Origin of the sequence: Pseudomonas sp. AS2.8, assembly GCF_014190935.1 — a bacterium.
Lineage (GTDB): Bacteria > Pseudomonadota > Gammaproteobacteria > Pseudomonadales > Pseudomonadaceae > Chryseomonas.
On the sequence record NZ_JACHVV010000001.1, the window covers coordinates 121,352 to 136,429 of the forward strand.

17 protein-coding genes are annotated in these 15,078 nt (G+C 68.5%); 5 read left to right on the forward strand and 12 right to left on the reverse strand.

Going from position 1 to position 15,078, the window contains the following annotated elements; translation table 11 throughout:
- Window positions 1-3: 3 nt before the first annotated feature.
- On the forward strand, window positions 4-633 hold the full coding sequence (locus tag FHR73_RS00565) for a DUF488 family protein (protein WP_260175347.1): 630 nt from the start codon (window positions 4-6) through the stop codon (window positions 631-633).
- Here the strand turns inward: FHR73_RS00565 and FHR73_RS00570 are convergent.
- The 3 genes from FHR73_RS00570 to FHR73_RS00580 form a co-directional block, all read right to left on the reverse strand.
- Window positions 563-769 carry a hypothetical protein gene (locus FHR73_RS00570; RefSeq protein WP_183628700.1) on the reverse strand — a complete coding sequence of 69 codons (207 nt, stop codon included), beginning with the start codon at window positions 767-769 and terminating at the stop codon, window positions 563-565. The genes FHR73_RS00565 and FHR73_RS00570 overlap by 71 nt on opposite strands.
- Window positions 770-863: 94 nt before the next feature.
- Entirely contained in the window at window positions 864-1,685 is an 822-nt protein-coding gene (locus tag FHR73_RS00575) for a peptidoglycan DD-metalloendopeptidase family protein (RefSeq protein WP_183628702.1), read from the reverse strand.
- 264 nt (window positions 1,686-1,949) lie between these two features.
- The gene (locus FHR73_RS00580) at window positions 1,950-3,056 is read right to left on the reverse strand and encodes an L-dopachrome tautomerase-related protein (RefSeq protein ID WP_183628704.1); all 1,107 of its coding nucleotides are present in this window, start codon (window positions 3,054-3,056) and stop codon (window positions 1,950-1,952) included.
- A 165-nt stretch (window positions 3,057-3,221) separates the two neighbouring features.
- Between FHR73_RS00580 and FHR73_RS00585 the strand changes: the two genes are divergently transcribed.
- Entirely contained in the window at window positions 3,222-3,476 is a 255-nt protein-coding gene (locus FHR73_RS00585) for a hypothetical protein (protein WP_183628706.1), read from the forward strand.
- Window positions 3,477-3,479: 3 nt separating this feature from the next.
- On the opposite strand, the gene FHR73_RS00590 is transcribed toward FHR73_RS00585, so the two are convergent.
- Window positions 3,480-4,517, reverse strand: a complete 1,038-nt coding sequence (locus FHR73_RS00590) for a purine nucleoside permease (RefSeq protein WP_183628708.1) — start codon at window positions 4,515-4,517, stop codon at window positions 3,480-3,482.
- 73 nt (window positions 4,518-4,590) lie between these two features.
- Window positions 4,591-5,970: an exodeoxyribonuclease VII large subunit gene (xseA, locus tag FHR73_RS00595; protein WP_183628710.1), complete on the reverse strand. Its 1,380-nt coding sequence runs from the start codon at window positions 5,968-5,970 to the stop codon at window positions 4,591-4,593.
- A 102-nt stretch (window positions 5,971-6,072) separates the two neighbouring features.
- On the opposite strand from xseA, the gene FHR73_RS00600 reads away from it, so the two are divergent.
- Window positions 6,073-6,624 carry a sugar ABC transporter ATPase gene (locus FHR73_RS00600; protein WP_183628712.1) on the forward strand — a complete coding sequence of 184 codons (552 nt, stop codon included), beginning with the start codon at window positions 6,073-6,075 and terminating at the stop codon, window positions 6,622-6,624.
- A 387-nt stretch (window positions 6,625-7,011) separates the two neighbouring features.
- Here the strand turns inward: FHR73_RS00600 and otnI are convergent, their stop codons facing one another.
- The 6 genes from otnI to FHR73_RS00630 all read right to left on the reverse strand — a co-directional run bounded on the left by otnI (window position 7,012) and on the right by FHR73_RS00630 (window position 12,960).
- Entirely contained in the window at window positions 7,012-7,791 is a 780-nt protein-coding gene (gene otnI, locus FHR73_RS00605) for a 2-oxo-tetronate isomerase (protein WP_183628714.1), read from the reverse strand.
- Between the two features lie 15 nt (window positions 7,792-7,806).
- Window positions 7,807-9,267, reverse strand: coding sequence for an SLC13 family permease (locus FHR73_RS00610; protein WP_183628716.1), 1,461 nt, complete (start codon window positions 9,265-9,267; stop codon window positions 7,807-7,809).
- Window positions 9,268-9,406: 139 nt separating this feature from the next.
- The gene (locus tag FHR73_RS00615) at window positions 9,407-10,045 is read right to left on the reverse strand and encodes an aldolase (protein WP_183628718.1); all 639 of its coding nucleotides are present in this window, start codon (window positions 10,043-10,045) and stop codon (window positions 9,407-9,409) included.
- Window positions 10,042-11,334 carry a 3-oxo-tetronate kinase gene (otnK, locus tag FHR73_RS00620; RefSeq protein ID WP_183628720.1) on the reverse strand — a complete coding sequence of 431 codons (1,293 nt, stop codon included), beginning with the start codon at window positions 11,332-11,334 and terminating at the stop codon, window positions 10,042-10,044. The genes FHR73_RS00615 and otnK overlap by 4 nt, the downstream gene beginning before the upstream one ends.
- A gap of 5 nt (window positions 11,335-11,339) precedes the next feature.
- Window positions 11,340-12,233, reverse strand: coding sequence for an L-threonate dehydrogenase (ltnD, locus tag FHR73_RS00625; protein ID WP_183628722.1), 894 nt, complete (start codon window positions 12,231-12,233; stop codon window positions 11,340-11,342).
- A gap of 22 nt (window positions 12,234-12,255) precedes the next feature.
- The gene (locus FHR73_RS00630) at window positions 12,256-12,960 is read right to left on the reverse strand and encodes a FadR/GntR family transcriptional regulator (RefSeq protein ID WP_007163085.1); all 705 of its coding nucleotides are present in this window, start codon (window positions 12,958-12,960) and stop codon (window positions 12,256-12,258) included.
- A gap of 180 nt (window positions 12,961-13,140) precedes the next feature.
- Here FHR73_RS00630 and FHR73_RS00635 point away from each other — a divergent pair, with 180 nt between their 5' ends.
- Window positions 13,141-13,299, forward strand: coding sequence for a hypothetical protein (locus tag FHR73_RS00635; protein WP_183628724.1), 159 nt, complete (start codon window positions 13,141-13,143; stop codon window positions 13,297-13,299).
- A gap of 260 nt (window positions 13,300-13,559) precedes the next feature.
- Here the strand turns inward: FHR73_RS00635 and pdxY are convergent, their stop codons facing one another.
- Window positions 13,560-14,453: a pyridoxal kinase PdxY gene (pdxY, locus tag FHR73_RS00640; protein WP_183628726.1), complete on the reverse strand. Its 894-nt coding sequence runs from the start codon at window positions 14,451-14,453 to the stop codon at window positions 13,560-13,562.
- 185 nt (window positions 14,454-14,638) lie between these two features.
- Here pdxY and FHR73_RS00645 point away from each other — a divergent pair, with 185 nt between their 5' ends.
- On the forward strand, window positions 14,639-15,076 hold the full coding sequence (locus FHR73_RS00645) for a DUF4345 family protein (RefSeq protein WP_132831787.1): 438 nt from the start codon (window positions 14,639-14,641) through the stop codon (window positions 15,074-15,076).
- Window positions 15,077-15,078 lie beyond the last annotated feature (2 nt).

Genomic DNA, 15,078 nt, shown 5'->3' on the forward strand with positions numbered 1-15,078 from the left:
GCCATGATCCTGACCCTCGGCCATTCCAATCATCCGCTGGCGCGCTATGTCGAGCTGCTGCAGGCGCAGGGGGTGACGGCGGTGGCCGATGTGCGCTCCCAACCCTACAGCCGCCATGTACCCCAGTATTGCCGCGAGGCCTTGCGCGACGGCCTGGCCGCGGCGGGGATCGTCTATGTATTCCTGGGGCGGGAGCTGGGGGCACGCAGTCCGGATGCGGCGCACTATCAGGATGGGCAGGTGCGCTATGACCGCCTGGCCGCCAGCGCGCTGTTCCAGCAGGGATTGCTGCGGCTGGAGCAGGGCCAGGCACGCTGGCGCATCGCCCTGCTGTGCGCCGAGCGCGATCCCCTGACCTGTCATCGTGGCCTGCTGGTGGCGCCCTGCCTGGTGCAGCGGGGCCTGGCGGTCACCCATATCCACCCGGACGGTCGGCTGGAAAGCCAGGCCGAGCTGGAAGACCGGCTGTTGGCCGCGAGCGATCTGGCGGACGGCGACCTGTTCAGTTCGCGCGAGGAACGGCTGAAGCGGGCCTATGCCCGCCACGGCTGGGGCGAGGTGCCTAGCGCTCCACCGGCTCGCGCTTCTTCCACCAGCCGGCGAACAGGCCGACCGGATAGATCGTCACCATGATGGCGAACACCACCCAGGTGCGCCAGGACCAGGCCGACAGCACGAAGCCCTGGGAAAAGCCCACCAGCAGATAGCAGGCCGCGGTGACCAGCAGGATGCTGCCGAGGGCGCTGCCGAAGCGGGGTCTTGGGGTCATGGCGGTTCCAGGTCGGGCAAGGGAAGGCGTTCCTTTTAAGCCAGCGCCCTGCGCCTGGCAATGCCTGCGATTGCAACCTGGTGTTTGTGCTCGGTCAGGGCTTGAAGGCACCGATGAAGATGCTCGGATCGACGCGCACGTCGTTGAGGCTGACGTTCCAGTGCAGGTGCGGGCCGGTCGCGCGCCCGGTGCTGCCGACGCGCCCGACCACGCCGCCGCGGGGCACCTCCTGGCCGACCTGGACGTCGATGCGCGAGAGGTGGCAGAACATGCTGATCAGCCCCTGGCCGTGGTCGACGAACACCGTCTTGCCATTGAAGAAATAGTCGCCCACCAGGACCACCTTGCCGGCGGCGGGGGCCTTGACCGGGGTGCCAGCGGGTACCGCGAAGTCCAGGCCGGAATGTGGATTGCGCTCCTGGCCATTGAAGAAGCGGCGCAGGCCGAAGGGACTGGAGAGCGGGCCGTCCACCGGCTTGTCGAGCAGCAGGTTGCTGGGCTGGTTGGCTGAAAACAGCCGGTAGGCGGCTTGCTGTTCGGCAAGTTCGCGCTCGAAGCGCTTGAGGTCCTCCGGATTGGGCGTGACCTGGCGCTGGTTCTTCAGGGTGATGCGCTGCTCGGCATAGTGGCGGCTGCCGACCGTGAAGGCCTGGGGTGCGGCGCCAGCGACGTCCAGCGGCTGGCGACCCGCGGCGGTGCCCAGGGGGATGCCGACGATGGCCACCCAGCCGTTGCCGTCCTTGACCACCAGTACCGGCTTGCCCAGGTAGCGCACTCGCGGCGGCGCCTCGCCCGGGATCGGCACCACGGCGACGCCGCCCGGCACGGGCTTGTCCAGCAGCCGTTGCAGGTAGGTACCGGCATGGGCGGGCAGGGCGAGGAACAGGCAGCAGAGCAGGGGCAGCAGGCGGGACATGGGGTTTTCCAACGGCGAAAACGCCCATGCTGGAGCAGGTGAGGGTCACAGGGCAAGGCGCCCGGACCCTCTTAGAGCCTATTCAAAGTCTGCTGCGCGTCGGCCAAACCGCGTTGAAAATGCCCTGGGTCGCCAGCCCGGTCGGAATGCTCATTTACCACCCGTAAACTCGAGCGCGAGTCCGATCCGCTTCCTCAGGCATTTTCGTGGGGCCGCCTAGGCCTTGTTTGTCTTTAGCTCGCGAGCCTTTGAACAGCCTCTAAGTCAGTTGGGCACGATCTTGTAGAGCACGGTTTCCAGGGCCGGCTTCTGCTTGGGATCGAAGAAGCTCATCTCGGGGATGCGCGAATCCGTGACATAGACGGTGCCATCCGGACCGCGGCCGAAGGTGTCCGGCCAGATCAGCTTCTTGTCCTGCACCAGGGTGGTGAGCTGGCCGTTCTCGCGGATCTTCACCGCATGGTCCTCCACCGCGCTGACATAGAGGCGCCCTTGCGGGTCCATCAGCAGGCCATCGGCCGGACCGTTCTCGCCGACCTTTTCCACCTTGGCCGGCAGGCTGGCGAGTTCGTCGCCCTGCAGCGCCGCGGTGGGAATGCGGTAGAGGGTATTGCCCTTGACCGCCTGCCAGTAGAGGTAGTCGCCGGCCGGGGAGAGGGCGATGCCGTCGGCGGAGAATTCCACGCCACGGCCATCCGGACGCACCAGCGGCTCGCCATCGGCCTTGACCTTGACGCCCTTCTCGGCCTGGGTGCTCGGATCGCCATCCAGGGCGCGCCGCGCCTTGCCGCTCTCCAGATCCAGCACCACCAGGGCGCCACGGGCACCGGAGTCGGTGATATAGGCATGGCGGCCATCCGGGCTGAATCTCACGTCGTTGAGGTAGCTGCCCTGGGGTGCCACGCTCTCGTCCAGCGCATAGACCTTGCTCACCTGGTTGCTGGCCAGGTCGATCTTGACCAGCTTGGGTGCGCCCGGCACCACCAGGGCCTGGGCCGGAGCGCCCGGGTCGATCACCCAGAGACTGCCACGACCGTCGGCCACCACGGATTGCACGCAGACCCAGTGATTGCCCGGGGTCAGCTCGTCGCGCTTGGCATTGCGCCAGCCGTTCCAGGCGGGGTCCGGATAGGGCACCAGGCTGCCGTCGGGCTTGAGTTCGGCCACCGACACCGCACTGTCTTCGGTCCAGCGCGGGAAGTTGACGAAGATCCGCCCGTTCTCGCTGACGGTCACGCCGGTGACCTGGTGATCGAAGCTGGCGACCTTTTCCAGTTTGGCGCTGGATTCGGCGGCCAGGGCGACCGGCGCCAGGGGCAGGGCGGCCAGCAGGGTGGCCAGGGCGAGGCGGGAGAGGGCAGGTCTGGGCATGGCAGTGGTCCTTGTAGAGGGTGACCGGACACTCCGGTGCTACAGGTACGACTGCGCCGGTCGCGGCGAAGGTCGCCAGGGCCGACGACTGGCCAGGCGTGCGGCCGCAGGGGAACGCGACCGGGAATACCGGAGTCCTCCTTGAAACCTCAACAGGAGAAAACCATGCCACGTCTAGTCGCCAGCAGCCTGGCCCTGGTTACCCTGAGCGCGCTGCTCGCCGGTTGTGATAAAACGCCGGAGACGCCGCCACCCCAGCGCAGCGAGGTGGTGCAAAAGAGCGCGCCGGGTAGTGATCCGGCGACCCAGTCGCCCGGCCGCACGGTCGAGCAGACCCACAAGGACCTGCTGGCGCCAAGGGCGCCGGACACTGCCAATCCGTCCCAGGCGACGCCGCAGGGGACGGAACGGGCGCAGTAGGTCTCAGCTCGCCGGTACACCCTTCTGCCAGACGTCCCAGTGTTCGACGATCTCCTGTACCAGCGGATTGCCGGTGCGATAGAGATTTTCCAGCGCCGGGGCGAAGCCGCCCTGCTTGGCGTAGTCGAGCAGGTTGTCGACTTCGGAAGCGCCCTTGGCCGGGCGGTCGAAATCGGAACCGGCACGGACCACCGCCAGGCGTTGCAGATCCACCTTGCCCAGGCGGCTGGCGCGCAGCAGCGCTTCGTAGGTGGCATTGTCTTCCTGCTGGGTGGTGCAGTAGCGGCCCTGGCCGTCGGTGACCAGGCGGGTCCATTCCTCGGCCCGTTCGGACAGGCGGGTGCCGGAATACCAGGTGTCGCCGGCTAGGGTGTCGCAACGGGTCACCACCGGCGGCTGGTTGGCCGGGGCGTAGTCGTAGGTCTGGCGCCAGGCCTTGGATTCCGCGCTTTCGGTCAGCTCGGCCTGGCGCGACAGGGCATAGGCCTTGTCTCTCAGCCGCACATTGAGTTCGAACACCTCGGTCTTGTAGTCCAGCGGCGGTTTCTCGCCAGGCCCCCGGGTGTTGATGCCCAGGTAGCCGGTGGGCCAGTCCTTGGGCACGTCGCGGGGATCGAGTTCCCACTGGATACCGAAGTCCACCAGGTAGCGCGCCCAGGCGGTGGTGCCCAGGGTGCCTTCCTTGGGACTGATCCCGGCGATGCCGGCGACCAGGAAGTAGGTGTGCTTGAGATCGAACCTGGGCGACAGGGTCAGCGCCAGGGTCGAGGCGGCGGCGTTGGCATGCCCCATTCCGGTGGTCATCAGGCACACCCGTGCCTCATTGCAGAGCACATCGGGATAGTCGGCGGAGAGGCCGTCGACGGCGACCTTGTGGGTGAGCTTGAGGCGATCGATCCAGGTCTGGGCCTCGGGGGCGAACATCGCCACGAGCATGACCTTGGGTTGCAGCGGCGCGGCGGGCGGGGTCGCGGCCTGGGCCGCGCCGGCCAGCAGGGCGGTGGTGAGGGGGAACAGGGAAGCGCGCAGAAGGGAATGCATGGAGGGCCTCGGTAGGGGGAAATCCTGACCGAGGGTTCAAGATGCATGCCACCATCGGTCCGGGTTGGACCGATCAGTCCAACAGAGACAGAGTGGTGGGTTCTTGGTGATTGTCCAGTACCCGCACGGCCAATTCGCCCTCGGCGAGGCGGGCAATGAGTTTCTGCCCATTGGCGACCTCGGCAGCGGAACGCACGGCATGCCCCCGCTCGTCGAGCAGGATGCTGTAGCCGCGACCCAGGGTGGCCAGGGGACTGACGATCTGCAGGGTCTGCACGGTACCGGCCAGGCGCTGCTGGCGCTCTTTCAGCTGTCGCTGCATGACCCGTGGCAAGCGTTCGGCCAGTTGCTCCAGGCGCTGGCGCAACAGCGCCAGCTGGCGCCCGGGATGCTGGCCGGCGAGCCGGGTGTCCAGGTGCGCCAGGCGATCGCGGCGGCGATTTTGGGCGATGACATAGGCGCGGCGCAGGCGCAGATCCAGGTCATCCAGCCGCTGGGCCTGCTGGCGCAGTCGCTCGCCAGGGTGACGCAGACGACGGCTGCAGGCTTCCAGGCGCAGCCGCTCGCGGGCCAGGCGTTCGCGCATGCGCAAGAGCAGCTGGCGATGCAGGCCGTCCAGGCGCTGGCGCAAGTCGGCGCTGTGGGGCGCGAGCAATTCCGCGGCCGCCGAAGGGGTAGGGGCGCGGACATCGGCGACGAAGTCGGCGATGGAGACATCGGTCTCGTGGCCGACAGCGCTCACCACCGGGGTCTGGCAGGCGGCCAGGGCACGGGCCACGGGTTCTTCGTTGAAGCACCAGAGGTCTTCCAGGGAGCCGCCACCGCGCGCCAGGATCAGCGCATCGAAGCCCTGGCGGTCGGCCAGTTGCAGGGCGCGGACGATCTGGGCGGTGGCCTCGCGGCCCTGCACCGCGGTGGGGATCAGCGTCAGCTCCACCTGAGGCGCGCGTCGCTTGAACACGCTGACGATGTCGCGGATCACCGCGCCGGTGGGCGAGGAGACGATGCCGATGCGCTGGGGATGGGCGGGCAGTGCGCGCTTGCGTTCGGTGGCGAACAGGCCCTCGGCGGCCAGCCGCTCCTTGAGCGCCTCGAAAGCCAGACGCAGGGCGCCGTCACCGGCCGGTTCGACGCTATCGAGGATCAGCTGGTAGTCGCCGCGGCCCTCGAACAGCGAGACCTTGCCGCGCACCTTGACCGCCAGGCCGTCGCGCAGGGCCTGGCGCACCCGGCTGGCGTGCTGGCGAAACAGCGCGCAGCGTACCTGGGCCTGGCCGTCCTTCAACGTGAAATACAGGTGGCCCGACGCCGGCTTGGCCAGGTTGGAGATCTCGCCCTCGACCCAGACCTGGGCGAAGACGTCTTCCAGCAGCACCCGGGCGCGACTGTTGAGCTGGCTGACGCTGAGCACCTCGCGATCGAGACCGAGGCGGGCGAAGGGATCCTTGAACATGGGGCGCTTTCTGTGGCTTTCGTCGGGCTCACCTTAGCAGCTCTGGGCGCGCGGCGAGCAGGGGATTAAGCTGCGCGCCCCCTTTGCCGAGACACCTGTTCCATGAGCCTGCGCCAGACCATCCTCGCTCCCCGCATTTCCAGTCATCCGCGAGTGGAGCGCACCGCCGTGGAGATCCTTGGCTGGCTCGCCGCCAGCGGCGTGGTCCGGGCCGAGGCCTCGCCCTGCCTGCCCAGCCGCGGCCGGCGTGGCCATGCGCCGGGGCCGCGCCTGACCGAGGTGCTGCGCCTGGCGCCAGGCATGGACGACCCACGCGACTTCGCCGACGGCGGTCTGGAAATCGTCACCGAACGCTGCATCTTCACCCCGCTGGACGGCTTCGAAGGCCGCGCCCGCTGCCCCGCCTGCCGTCGCGAGATCGGCGAGGCGCTGTTCGAGCATCTGGAAGTCTGGATGCCGGCGGAAAGCGACAACTTCGCCTGCCCGGAATGCGATCACGAAGACGACATCAACGGCTTCGATTTTCCCCAGCCCTGCGCCTTTTCCGACCTGGGCTTCATCTTCAACCACTGGCCGGCACGAGCCTTCGCCCCGGCCTTCCTGGAGGAATTCCGGCGGCGACTGGGGCAGCCGTTGGCGGTAGTGGAGGTGTAGGGGCGGCTATGGCCGCGATAGCCCCGTAGCGTGGAAAACCGCGCAGCGTTTTCCACTGGGCATTGTGCCTGGCGGTGGACAAGGCTGCGCCGTTGTCCACCATACAAGCCTGATCGTAGGTTGGGTTGAGACGGCTCTTTCGTCGAAGCCCAACGGGGAGTGTGACAAGGCGTACGAAGTGTTGGGCTTCGCCTTGCTCAGCCCAACCTACGGGGCGGTAGGTTGGGCTGAGACGGCTCTTTCGTCGAAGCCCAACGGGGGAGTGTGACAAGGCGTACGAGCTGTTGGGCTTCGCGTTGCTCAGCCCAACCTACGGGAGGGTAGGTTGGGTTGAGACGGCGCTTTCGTCGAGGCCCAACAGGGAGCAGGCCGCGCGGGAGGTTGGGTTTACGCCCTGAGCTTGCGCAGCCACTCCAGCCCGGCCGAGGTGTCGCCGCGGGGGCGGTACTCGCAGCCGATCCAGCCGTCGTAGCCGAGGGCGTCGAAGCGCTCGAACAGGTAGGGGTAATGGAGCTCGCCCAGATCCGGTTCGTGGCGGTCGGGCACGCCGGCGATCTGCACGTGGCCAATGCCGGCGAAGTCGCGCTCGAAGGTCTTGCTGACATCGCCTTCGACGATCTGGCAGTGGTAGCAGTCGAATTGCACCTTGAGATTGCTGGCGCCGATGGCCTGGCAGATGGCCTGGGCATCGTCCTGGCGATTGAGGAAGTAGCCGGGCATGTCGCGCGGGTTGATCGGTTCGATGAGGATCGTCACCCCGGCCTTGGCCGCCTGCTCGGCGGCATGGGCCAGGTTGCCCAGGTAGGTGTCGCGGGCGCGGGCTCGGTCGACCCCGGCGGGCAGCAGCCCGGCCATCACGTGCACCAGGCGATTGCCCAGCACGGCGGCGTAGTCCAGGGCGCGGTCGATGCCGGCGCGGCACTCGGCTTCGCGACCGGGCAGGGCGGCCAGGCCGCGTTCGCCGGCGGCCCAGTCACCGGGCGGGGCATTGAACAGCACCTGGGTCAGGCCGCTGGCGTTCAGGCGCGACTGGATCTCGGCGGCACTGTGCTCATAGGGAAAGAGATATTCCACGGCCTGGAAGCCATCCGCCGCGGCGGCGGCGAAGCGGTCGAGGAAGGCATGCTCGGGGTAGAGCATGCTGAGGTTGGCGGCGAAGCGGGGCATGGCTTGTCTCCCAGATCAGACGAAGGGCCAGAGCAGCAGGGTGATGGCGAAGCCCAGGCACCCCAGCAGGGTGGTCAGGACGGTCCAGGTACGCAAGCCGTCGGCGACGCTCAGGCCGACCAGCTTGGTGAAGATCCAGTAGCCGGCGTCGTTGATGTGCGACACGGCCAGACCGCCGGCGCCCATGGCCAGGCACAGCAGGGCCATGTGGTTGGCCGAAAGGTCCAGGGTGGCGATCAGCGGGCCGAGGATGCCGGCGGTGGTGACCAGGGCCACGGTGGTGGAACCCTGGACCGCGCGCAGCAGCAGGGTCAGCACGAAGCCCAGCGCCAGCACCGGCAGGCCGGTGGCGCGCAGCAGCTCCGAGACCACCGCGCCGATGCCGGTGTCCACCAGCACCTTGCCGAAGACGCCGCCGGCACCGGCGATGAGGATGACCATGGCGACTCCGGGCAGCGCCGAGCCGATGACGTCCGAGACCTGCTCGCGCGACCAGCCGCGGCGGAAGCCCAGCACATAGGCGCACAGCAGGGTGTCGATCAGCAGCGCTACCAGGGGCGCGCCGACCACGGTGAGGATGTCGCGCAGCAGGTTGCCGGCGGGCAGCCAGCTGGTGGCCAGGGTCCCCAGCAGGATCAGCACGATGGGCAGCAGGATCAGGGTCACCACCAGACCGAAGCCGGGCGCCGGGGCGGGCGGCAGACCGGCGGCGAGGCCGGCCGGGGTCTCGTCGACCTTGACCGCGGCGGCGCCGAGGCTGGGCAGACCGGGGGCCATGTCCTGGCCGCGGCCCCACTGCTGCAGGTGGGTGTCGGTGATCTGCGGGCCATAGACGTCGCTGCGGATGTCGTCGGTCATGGGGTAGTGACGACGGGTCATGTGCCCGGCCACCCACCAGCCGATCAGGGCCAGCACGGCGGTGATCGGCAGGCCGAACAGCAGCACCCGACCCAGGTCGGCGCCCAGCTGGCCGGCGGCGGCCACGGCGCCCGGGTGGGGCGGCAGCATGGCATGCACGGTGAGCATGGTGGCGCACATCGGCAGGGCAAAGACGATCAGCGGCTTGCGCGCGGTGCGGGCGATGCCATAGGCCAGCGGCATCAGCACGATCACGCCGACCTCGAAGAACACCGGGATACCGACCAGGAAGCCGGCCAGGGTCAGCGCCAGCGGCGTGCGTCTGTTGCCGAAGCGCTCGATCAGCGTCTTGGCCAGGGCCTCGGCGCCACCGGAGAGTTCGATGATGCGACCGATCATGGCGCCCAGGGCGATGATGATGGCGATGTGGCCGAGGATCTTGCCCATGCCGCCTTCGATGGTCGCCACCAGCTTGGACGGCTCGACCCCGGCGGCCAGGGCCACCAGGATGCTCACCAGCATCAAGGCCACGAAGGGCTGGAATTTGTACTTGAGAACCAGGAACAGCAGCAGGGCGATGCCCGCCGCGGCGATGAGGACCAGCAGCAACGGACTCATGAACGGGACTCCGGGCGGGTAGGGCTGACGACGTGGGACATGGCACTTTCCTCGCTATTGTTGTTTTTCCAGGGCAAGCCGATCCCGCGACGGCCGGCAGGGGCCATCGTGGGGGTATTGCGGTGACGCGGGCTTCAGGTCACCAGACGGTGCCGAAGGTCTCCGCCAGTTCGGCCAGCGCGGCGGCATCCAGCGGCGCCGGGCGCGGCTCGCTGAGCAGCCACAGCCGCGCGGTTTCTTCCAGCTCCTCCAGGGCGAAGCTGGCCTTGCTCACGCTGCTTTCCCAGACCACCGGACCGAGGCGTTCGAGCATCACGCCGCGGACCCGGTTGGCCAGTTGCGCCACCTGCTCGGCGACGCTGGCGGCGCCGGGACGGGCGTAGGGAATCAGCGGGATATGACCGACCTTCATCACCTGGTAGGGGGTGATGGGCGGCAGGATGTCGTCCGGGCGCCAGACGCCGGCCAGGGTCAGGGCCACCAGGTGGGTGGAGTGGGTGTGCACCACGCCGCCCACGCTGGGATTGCGGTCATAGACCTGGCGATGCAGGGCCAGGGTCTTGGACGGCTTGTCGCCGGAGACCCAGTCGCCGTTCAGGCCGACCTTGGCGATGGCGGCTGGATCGAGGCGACCCAGGCAGGCATCGGTGGGGGTGATCAGCCAGCCGTCTTCCAGGCGGGCGCTGATGTTGCCGGCGCTGCCCACGGTGTAGCCGCGGGCATAGAGGCTGGCGCCGACGGTGCAGATCTCTTCGCGCAGGCGGGCTTCGGCGCTCATGGCTGTTCTCCCGCCAGCTGGCGCAGGGCCTTGGCGAAGAAGTCGCGGCTGCCGAAGTTGCCGGACTTGAGTGCCAGGGCCAGGGGTTCGCCCTGTACCTGGCCGAGGGTGGCCGGCACGCCCGGATCGATCTGGGCGCCGATGCGCAGGGCCTGTACGCCCAGGGCCTGGACCACGGCGCCGGAGGTCTCGCCACCGGCCACCACCAGCCGGCGTACGCCGCCGTCGAACAGGCCGCGGGCGATCAGGCCCAGGGCACGTTCCACCAGCTCACCGGCGCGCGCCACGCCCAGCTCGCGCTGGATGGCTTTTACCTCGTCAGCGGGGCTGGTGGCATAGATCAGCACGGCCTGGCCTTGCTCGCGCGCCCAGGCGAGGGCAGCGTCGATGGACTCGTCACCTTGGGCCAGCGCCAGTGGGTCGAGGCGCAGGGCGGGGCGACCAGCTTCCAGCCAGGCGGCGACCTGGCCATTGGTGGCCTGGGACGCGCTGCCGGCCAGGACCGCCTCGCCACCGGCGGGCAGCTCCAAGGCGGCGGCATCGTGCGCCTGGAGCAGGCCGGCGCGACGGAAATTCTCCGGCAGGCCCTGGGCGATGCCCGAACCGCCGGTCACCAGGGGCAGGTCGGCACAGGCCGCGCCCAGGGTGTGCAGATCGGCATCGGACAGGGCATCGGCAATGGCCAGGCGATGACCGGAGGTACGGAGTTCGGCGATGGCCGCGCGCACGGCCTTGGGGCCCTTGGCGACCTGGTCGTAGCGCAACAACCCGACGGTACCACGGCTCTGCGCCTGTAGCACCCGCACCAGGTTGGCGTCGCCCATGGGCGTCAGCGGGTGGTGCTGCATGCCGGACTCGCTGAGCAGTTGGTCCTGCACGAACAGGTGGCCGCGGAACAGGGTGCGGCCGGTTTCCGGGAAGGCCGGGCAGGCCAGGGTGAAGTCGCAGTCCAGCGCCTCCTGCAGGGCCTCGGCCACCGGGCCGATGTTGCCCGCGGCGGTGGAGTCGAAGGTCGAGCAGTACTTGAAGAAGAATTGCCGGCAGCCGCGCTGGCGCAGCCAGGCGAGGGCGGCCAGGGATTCGCTCACCGCCTCGGCGGCCGGCGTGGTGCGGGATTTCAGCGCCACTACCACGGCGTCGGCGGCTTCCAGTTCGGCATCGGCCGCGGGCACGCCGATCACCTGCACGGTGCGCATGCCGCCGCGTACCAGCATGTTGGCGAGATCGGTGGCGCCGGTGAAGTCGTCGGCGATGCAGCCCAGCAGCGGGCGGGTCTCGGTCGCGCTCATGGGCTTCACTCCGCGGCCTTGGGCAGCTCGATGCCCGGGAAGATCTTGATCACGGCCGAGTCGTCTTCACGACCGTAGCCGGCGGTGGAGGCCTGCATGAACATCTGGTGGGCGGTGGCCGACAGCGGCAGCGGGAATTTCGAGGTGCGCGCGGTATCCAGCACCAGGCCCAGGTCCTTGACGAAGATATCTACGGCGGACAGCGGCGTGTAGTCGGCCTTGAGGATGTGCGGCACGCGATTCTCGAACATCCAGGAGTTGCCGGCGCTGTGGGTGATGACCTCGTACAGCGCGTCCGGATCGACGCCTTCGCGCAGGCCCAGGGCCATGGCCTCGGCGGAGGCGGCGATGTGCACCCCGGCCAGGAGCTGGTTGATGATCTTGACCTTGGAACCCTGGCCGGGTGCATCGCCCAGGCGATAGACCTTGCCGGCCATGGCGGCCAGGACTGCCTCGCCCTTGGCATAGGCTTCCGCGGTGCCGGAGGTCATCATGGTCATCTCGCCGCTGGCGGCCTTGGCGGCGCCCCCGGAGAGCGGGGCGTCGAGCAGCAGGATGCCGCGCGCGGCCAGGCGCTCGCCCAGCTCGACGGCGTAGGCCGGGGCCACGGTGGCGCAGGCGATCACCAGGCTGCCCGGACGCAGGGCAGAGGCGGCGCCGCCTTCACCGAACAGCACGGCTTCGGTCTGCTCGGCGTTGACCACCACGGTGATGAGGATGTCGCAGCTGTCGGCCAGGGCCGCAGGCGAGGTGCAGGCCACGCCGCCTTCGCTGGCGAAGGCTTCCAGCACGCTGGCACGCACGTCACAGGCATGCACGGCGAAGCCGGCCCGCAGCAGCGAACGGGCGACGCCTAGACCCATGGCCCCGAGGCCGATGACACCGACGTTGTCTTGCATCTTGTTGTTCTCCGTAAAAAGGTCAGGCGAAGCCGGCCTGCCGCAGGCGGCGGGCGGCGTTGTAGATGTGCTGGCGGGCGGCGTTGGCGGCGGCCAGGGGATCGCCGAGGCGGATGGCGGCGACGATGGCCTGGTGTTCTTCGTGCACCTGGCGGGAGAAGTCCTCGCGCCGCGCCTCGTTGGTGCGGGTGATGCGCGTGGCCGTCTCCAGGTACTGGCTGACGAATTCCAGGGTCCTGATGAAGTAGGGATTGCCGGTGGCCTGGGCGATGGTGCGATGGAAGGCCACGTCGGCGCGTACGCCGTCATGGCCGTCGGCGACCTCTTCGTCGATGGCGGCCAGGGCCTCGTCGATGGCGACCAGATCGGTCTCGCTGCGGTTGATGGCGGCTTCGGAGGCGATCTCGGCCTCGATGGCGCGGCGCAGGTCCAGCAGGTGGAAGACGCTGCCGGGCAGGCTGGCTTCGTCGGCGTCGATACGCAGCGGGCGGATGCTGGCGTGGGCTGTGACGAAGATGCCGCGACCCTGCTGGGGCTGCAGCACGCCTTCGTTCTTCAGGCGGGAGATGGCCTCGCGCACCACGGTGCGGCTGACGCCGAAGGCTTCGGAGAGCAGGGCTTCGCTGGGGATCTTGCTGCCGGGGGCGAAGACGCCGGCTTCGATCTTGTCCAGCAGCTGCTGGGCGACGTTGTCGCTCAGCACATTGGCGGGAACCTTGGCGAACATGGAGACCTGCTTATGTGGTTGTAAGGTTGTCATACAGGTTGTGGCGCTACTTTCGCACAGGCTTTTGCCTTTGTGTAGTGGTTTTGGCGGAGGCACTACGGAATTTTTGTGATGGATTCTACGGCTGGCAGGGGCGGGATAGAGCCACCTGTATAACGTTTACGGATGGAGGACTGTTCTATGACGGCTGAAGAACTGCTGGCGCAACCTGCCGCGGACTACAGGAGCAAGGTCCAGCGGGGATTCTTTCGCCGATTGCCACTGAGGCCCACCGCGACCTTCAGCGTGGAAGCCAAGAAGCGCCAGGAGCAGCGCGAACAGCATCTGCAGCCATCGTGAGGGACGGTGGCTGGGCTTTCCCTCACCCCAGCCCTCTCCCCGGGGGAGAGGGGGCGGTATGGAGCAGGAAGGGGCGTAGGGTGGAAAACCGCACAGCGTTTTCCACGCGCTCAAGGGTTCAGGCGTGAAAGGTTACCCTCACCCCAGCCCTCTCCCAAGGGGAGAGGGGGCGAAGCGGTTACGTAGGTTGGGTTGAGACGGCTCCATCGTCGAAGCCCAACAGGCAGGGTCGTGCCCGGCACCGCTGCGCTCAACCCAACCTACGAAAGCCGCTGCGCCTCGAACAACTCGCCTGGTCGCACGATCTGCTCACGGGCGGCGATCAGCGGCAGGTCGCGGCTGCCGGGGCCGGTGCGGGCGACCAGGGCGTAGAGGGCGCTGACCGCATGGGACGCCGCGGCGGGTGTGGACTGGCCGTTGAGCAACTGGCCCAGCAGCACCGCGGAAAAGACGTCGCCCATGCCGTTGGGCAGCGGCTGCAGATCCAGGTAGGGCGTCTGCACCAGCCAGGCATCCGCCGCCTCCACCACCAGGGTGCTGAGGACGTCGGTGGGCAGGTCCGGGGTGCGCAGGCTGGTGATGACGATGGTCTTGGGGCCCGGTTGGCCGGGGCGGCCGAGCAGCAGCCGGGCGGCACTCACGGCGTCGGCGGTGTCGGCCAGCGGCTGGCCGTGCAGCAACTCGAATTCGTACTGGTTGGGGGTGATCAGGCTGGCCTGTTCGATGGCGCGGCGGCGCAGGAAGTCGGGGATGCCGGGGCGCACGAAGATGCCGCGGCCGACGTCACCCATCACCGGATCACAGAGGTACTGCAGGTCGCCGCGCTGACGGCGGATCTCCTGCACCACGCCCAGGATCACCTCGCCGATGGCGGCGTCGCCCAGGTAGCCGGAGAGCACCGCCACGCAGCGCTCCAGCACCCCGCGGGCGCGCAGGCCGTCGAGCACGTCGTGGATGTGTTCGGGCGGAAAGACCTGGCCCTTGAATTCGCCGTAGCCGGTGTGGTTGGAGAATTGCACGGTGTTGACCACCACCGGCTGCAGGCCGAGCAGTTGCAGCGGCAGGGTGGCGGCGGCATTGCCGACGTGGCCGTAGGCGACATGGGACTGGATGGACAGCACCAGCGGCGGCTGGGCGGGCAGGGCGGCGGGCATGGCGATCTCTCGGGCGGCGGGCTCCGGGTCGGGAGCCGAAAAGGTGGAGGCCTGCAGCTTACCCCAGCCCTTCCGGCGAACCCTAACCCGCCTGTGGCGGTCTGCATCGGCAGTGCAGATCGCTCCCGGCGCTGGCTACACTGGAGCGGCTGTCTTCCATCTCTGGCCCCAAGGAGAAACGGGGAATGTCCGAGCTTCGCTTCGCACGTCTGGTGTTGGGTCTGCAGGCCCTGGTCTGGTTTGGACTCGCCCTGGCGCATTGGTTCTATCCCTACGAGATGGCCAATGCCCGCGGCATGGTACTGATGGATTCGGCGTCGGTGGCCGAGGCGCGGGTCTGGTACGGCGGCATGCAATTCGCCCTGGCGCTGTTCGCCGTGCTGGCCTTTCGCCGAGCGGAATGGCTGTCGGCCGGCCTGCTGCTGGTGGCCTTCGTGCAGCTGACGCTGTTCGTGGTGCGGCTGATCAGCGGCGTGTTGGGCGAGTCGGCCACCGCCGAGCTGGATCTCTATTCCCAGGGCTATCGCCTGGTGATCGGCATCCTGGCCCTGCTGGCGCTGCGCGCCCACCGTCGCCACGAGCAGCGGGAACTGGAGAATCGCCGGATCTACCAGGGGCAGTAACC

Excerpts from the sequence above, each read along its gene's own strand:
- FHR73_RS00565 (WP_260175347.1), top strand. The coding sequence starts at position 4 with ATGATCCTGACCCTCGGCCATTCCAATCATCCGCTGGCGCGCTATGTC.
- FHR73_RS00570 (WP_183628700.1), bottom strand. The coding sequence starts at position 769 with ATGACCCCAAGACCCCGCTTCGGCAGCGCCCTCGGCAGCATCCTGCTG.
- FHR73_RS00575 (WP_183628702.1), bottom strand. The coding sequence starts at position 1,685 with ATGTCCCGCCTGCTGCCCCTGCTCTGCTGCCTGTTCCTCGCCCTGCCC.
- FHR73_RS00580 (WP_183628704.1), bottom strand. The coding sequence starts at position 3,056 with ATGCCCAGACCTGCCCTCTCCCGCCTCGCCCTGGCCACCCTGCTGGCC.
- FHR73_RS00585 (WP_183628706.1), top strand. The coding sequence starts at position 3,222 with ATGCCACGTCTAGTCGCCAGCAGCCTGGCCCTGGTTACCCTGAGCGCG.
- FHR73_RS00590 (WP_183628708.1), bottom strand. The coding sequence starts at position 4,517 with ATGCATTCCCTTCTGCGCGCTTCCCTGTTCCCCCTCACCACCGCCCTG.
- xseA (WP_183628710.1), bottom strand. The coding sequence starts at position 5,970 with ATGTTCAAGGATCCCTTCGCCCGCCTCGGTCTCGATCGCGAGGTGCTC.
- FHR73_RS00600 (WP_183628712.1), top strand. The coding sequence starts at position 6,073 with ATGAGCCTGCGCCAGACCATCCTCGCTCCCCGCATTTCCAGTCATCCG.
- otnI (WP_183628714.1), bottom strand. The coding sequence starts at position 7,791 with ATGCCCCGCTTCGCCGCCAACCTCAGCATGCTCTACCCCGAGCATGCC.
- FHR73_RS00610 (WP_183628716.1), bottom strand. The coding sequence starts at position 9,267 with ATGAGTCCGTTGCTGCTGGTCCTCATCGCCGCGGCGGGCATCGCCCTG.
- FHR73_RS00615 (WP_183628718.1), bottom strand. The coding sequence starts at position 10,045 with ATGAGCGCCGAAGCCCGCCTGCGCGAAGAGATCTGCACCGTCGGCGCC.
- otnK (WP_183628720.1), bottom strand. The coding sequence starts at position 11,334 with ATGAGCGCGACCGAGACCCGCCCGCTGCTGGGCTGCATCGCCGACGAC.
- ltnD (WP_183628722.1), bottom strand. The coding sequence starts at position 12,233 with ATGCAAGACAACGTCGGTGTCATCGGCCTCGGGGCCATGGGTCTAGGC.
- FHR73_RS00630 (WP_007163085.1), bottom strand. The coding sequence starts at position 12,960 with ATGTTCGCCAAGGTTCCCGCCAATGTGCTGAGCGACAACGTCGCCCAG.
- FHR73_RS00635 (WP_183628724.1), top strand. The coding sequence starts at position 13,141 with ATGACGGCTGAAGAACTGCTGGCGCAACCTGCCGCGGACTACAGGAGC.
- pdxY (WP_183628726.1), bottom strand. The coding sequence starts at position 14,453 with ATGCCCGCCGCCCTGCCCGCCCAGCCGCCGCTGGTGCTGTCCATCCAG.
- FHR73_RS00645 (WP_132831787.1), top strand. The coding sequence starts at position 14,639 with ATGTCCGAGCTTCGCTTCGCACGTCTGGTGTTGGGTCTGCAGGCCCTG.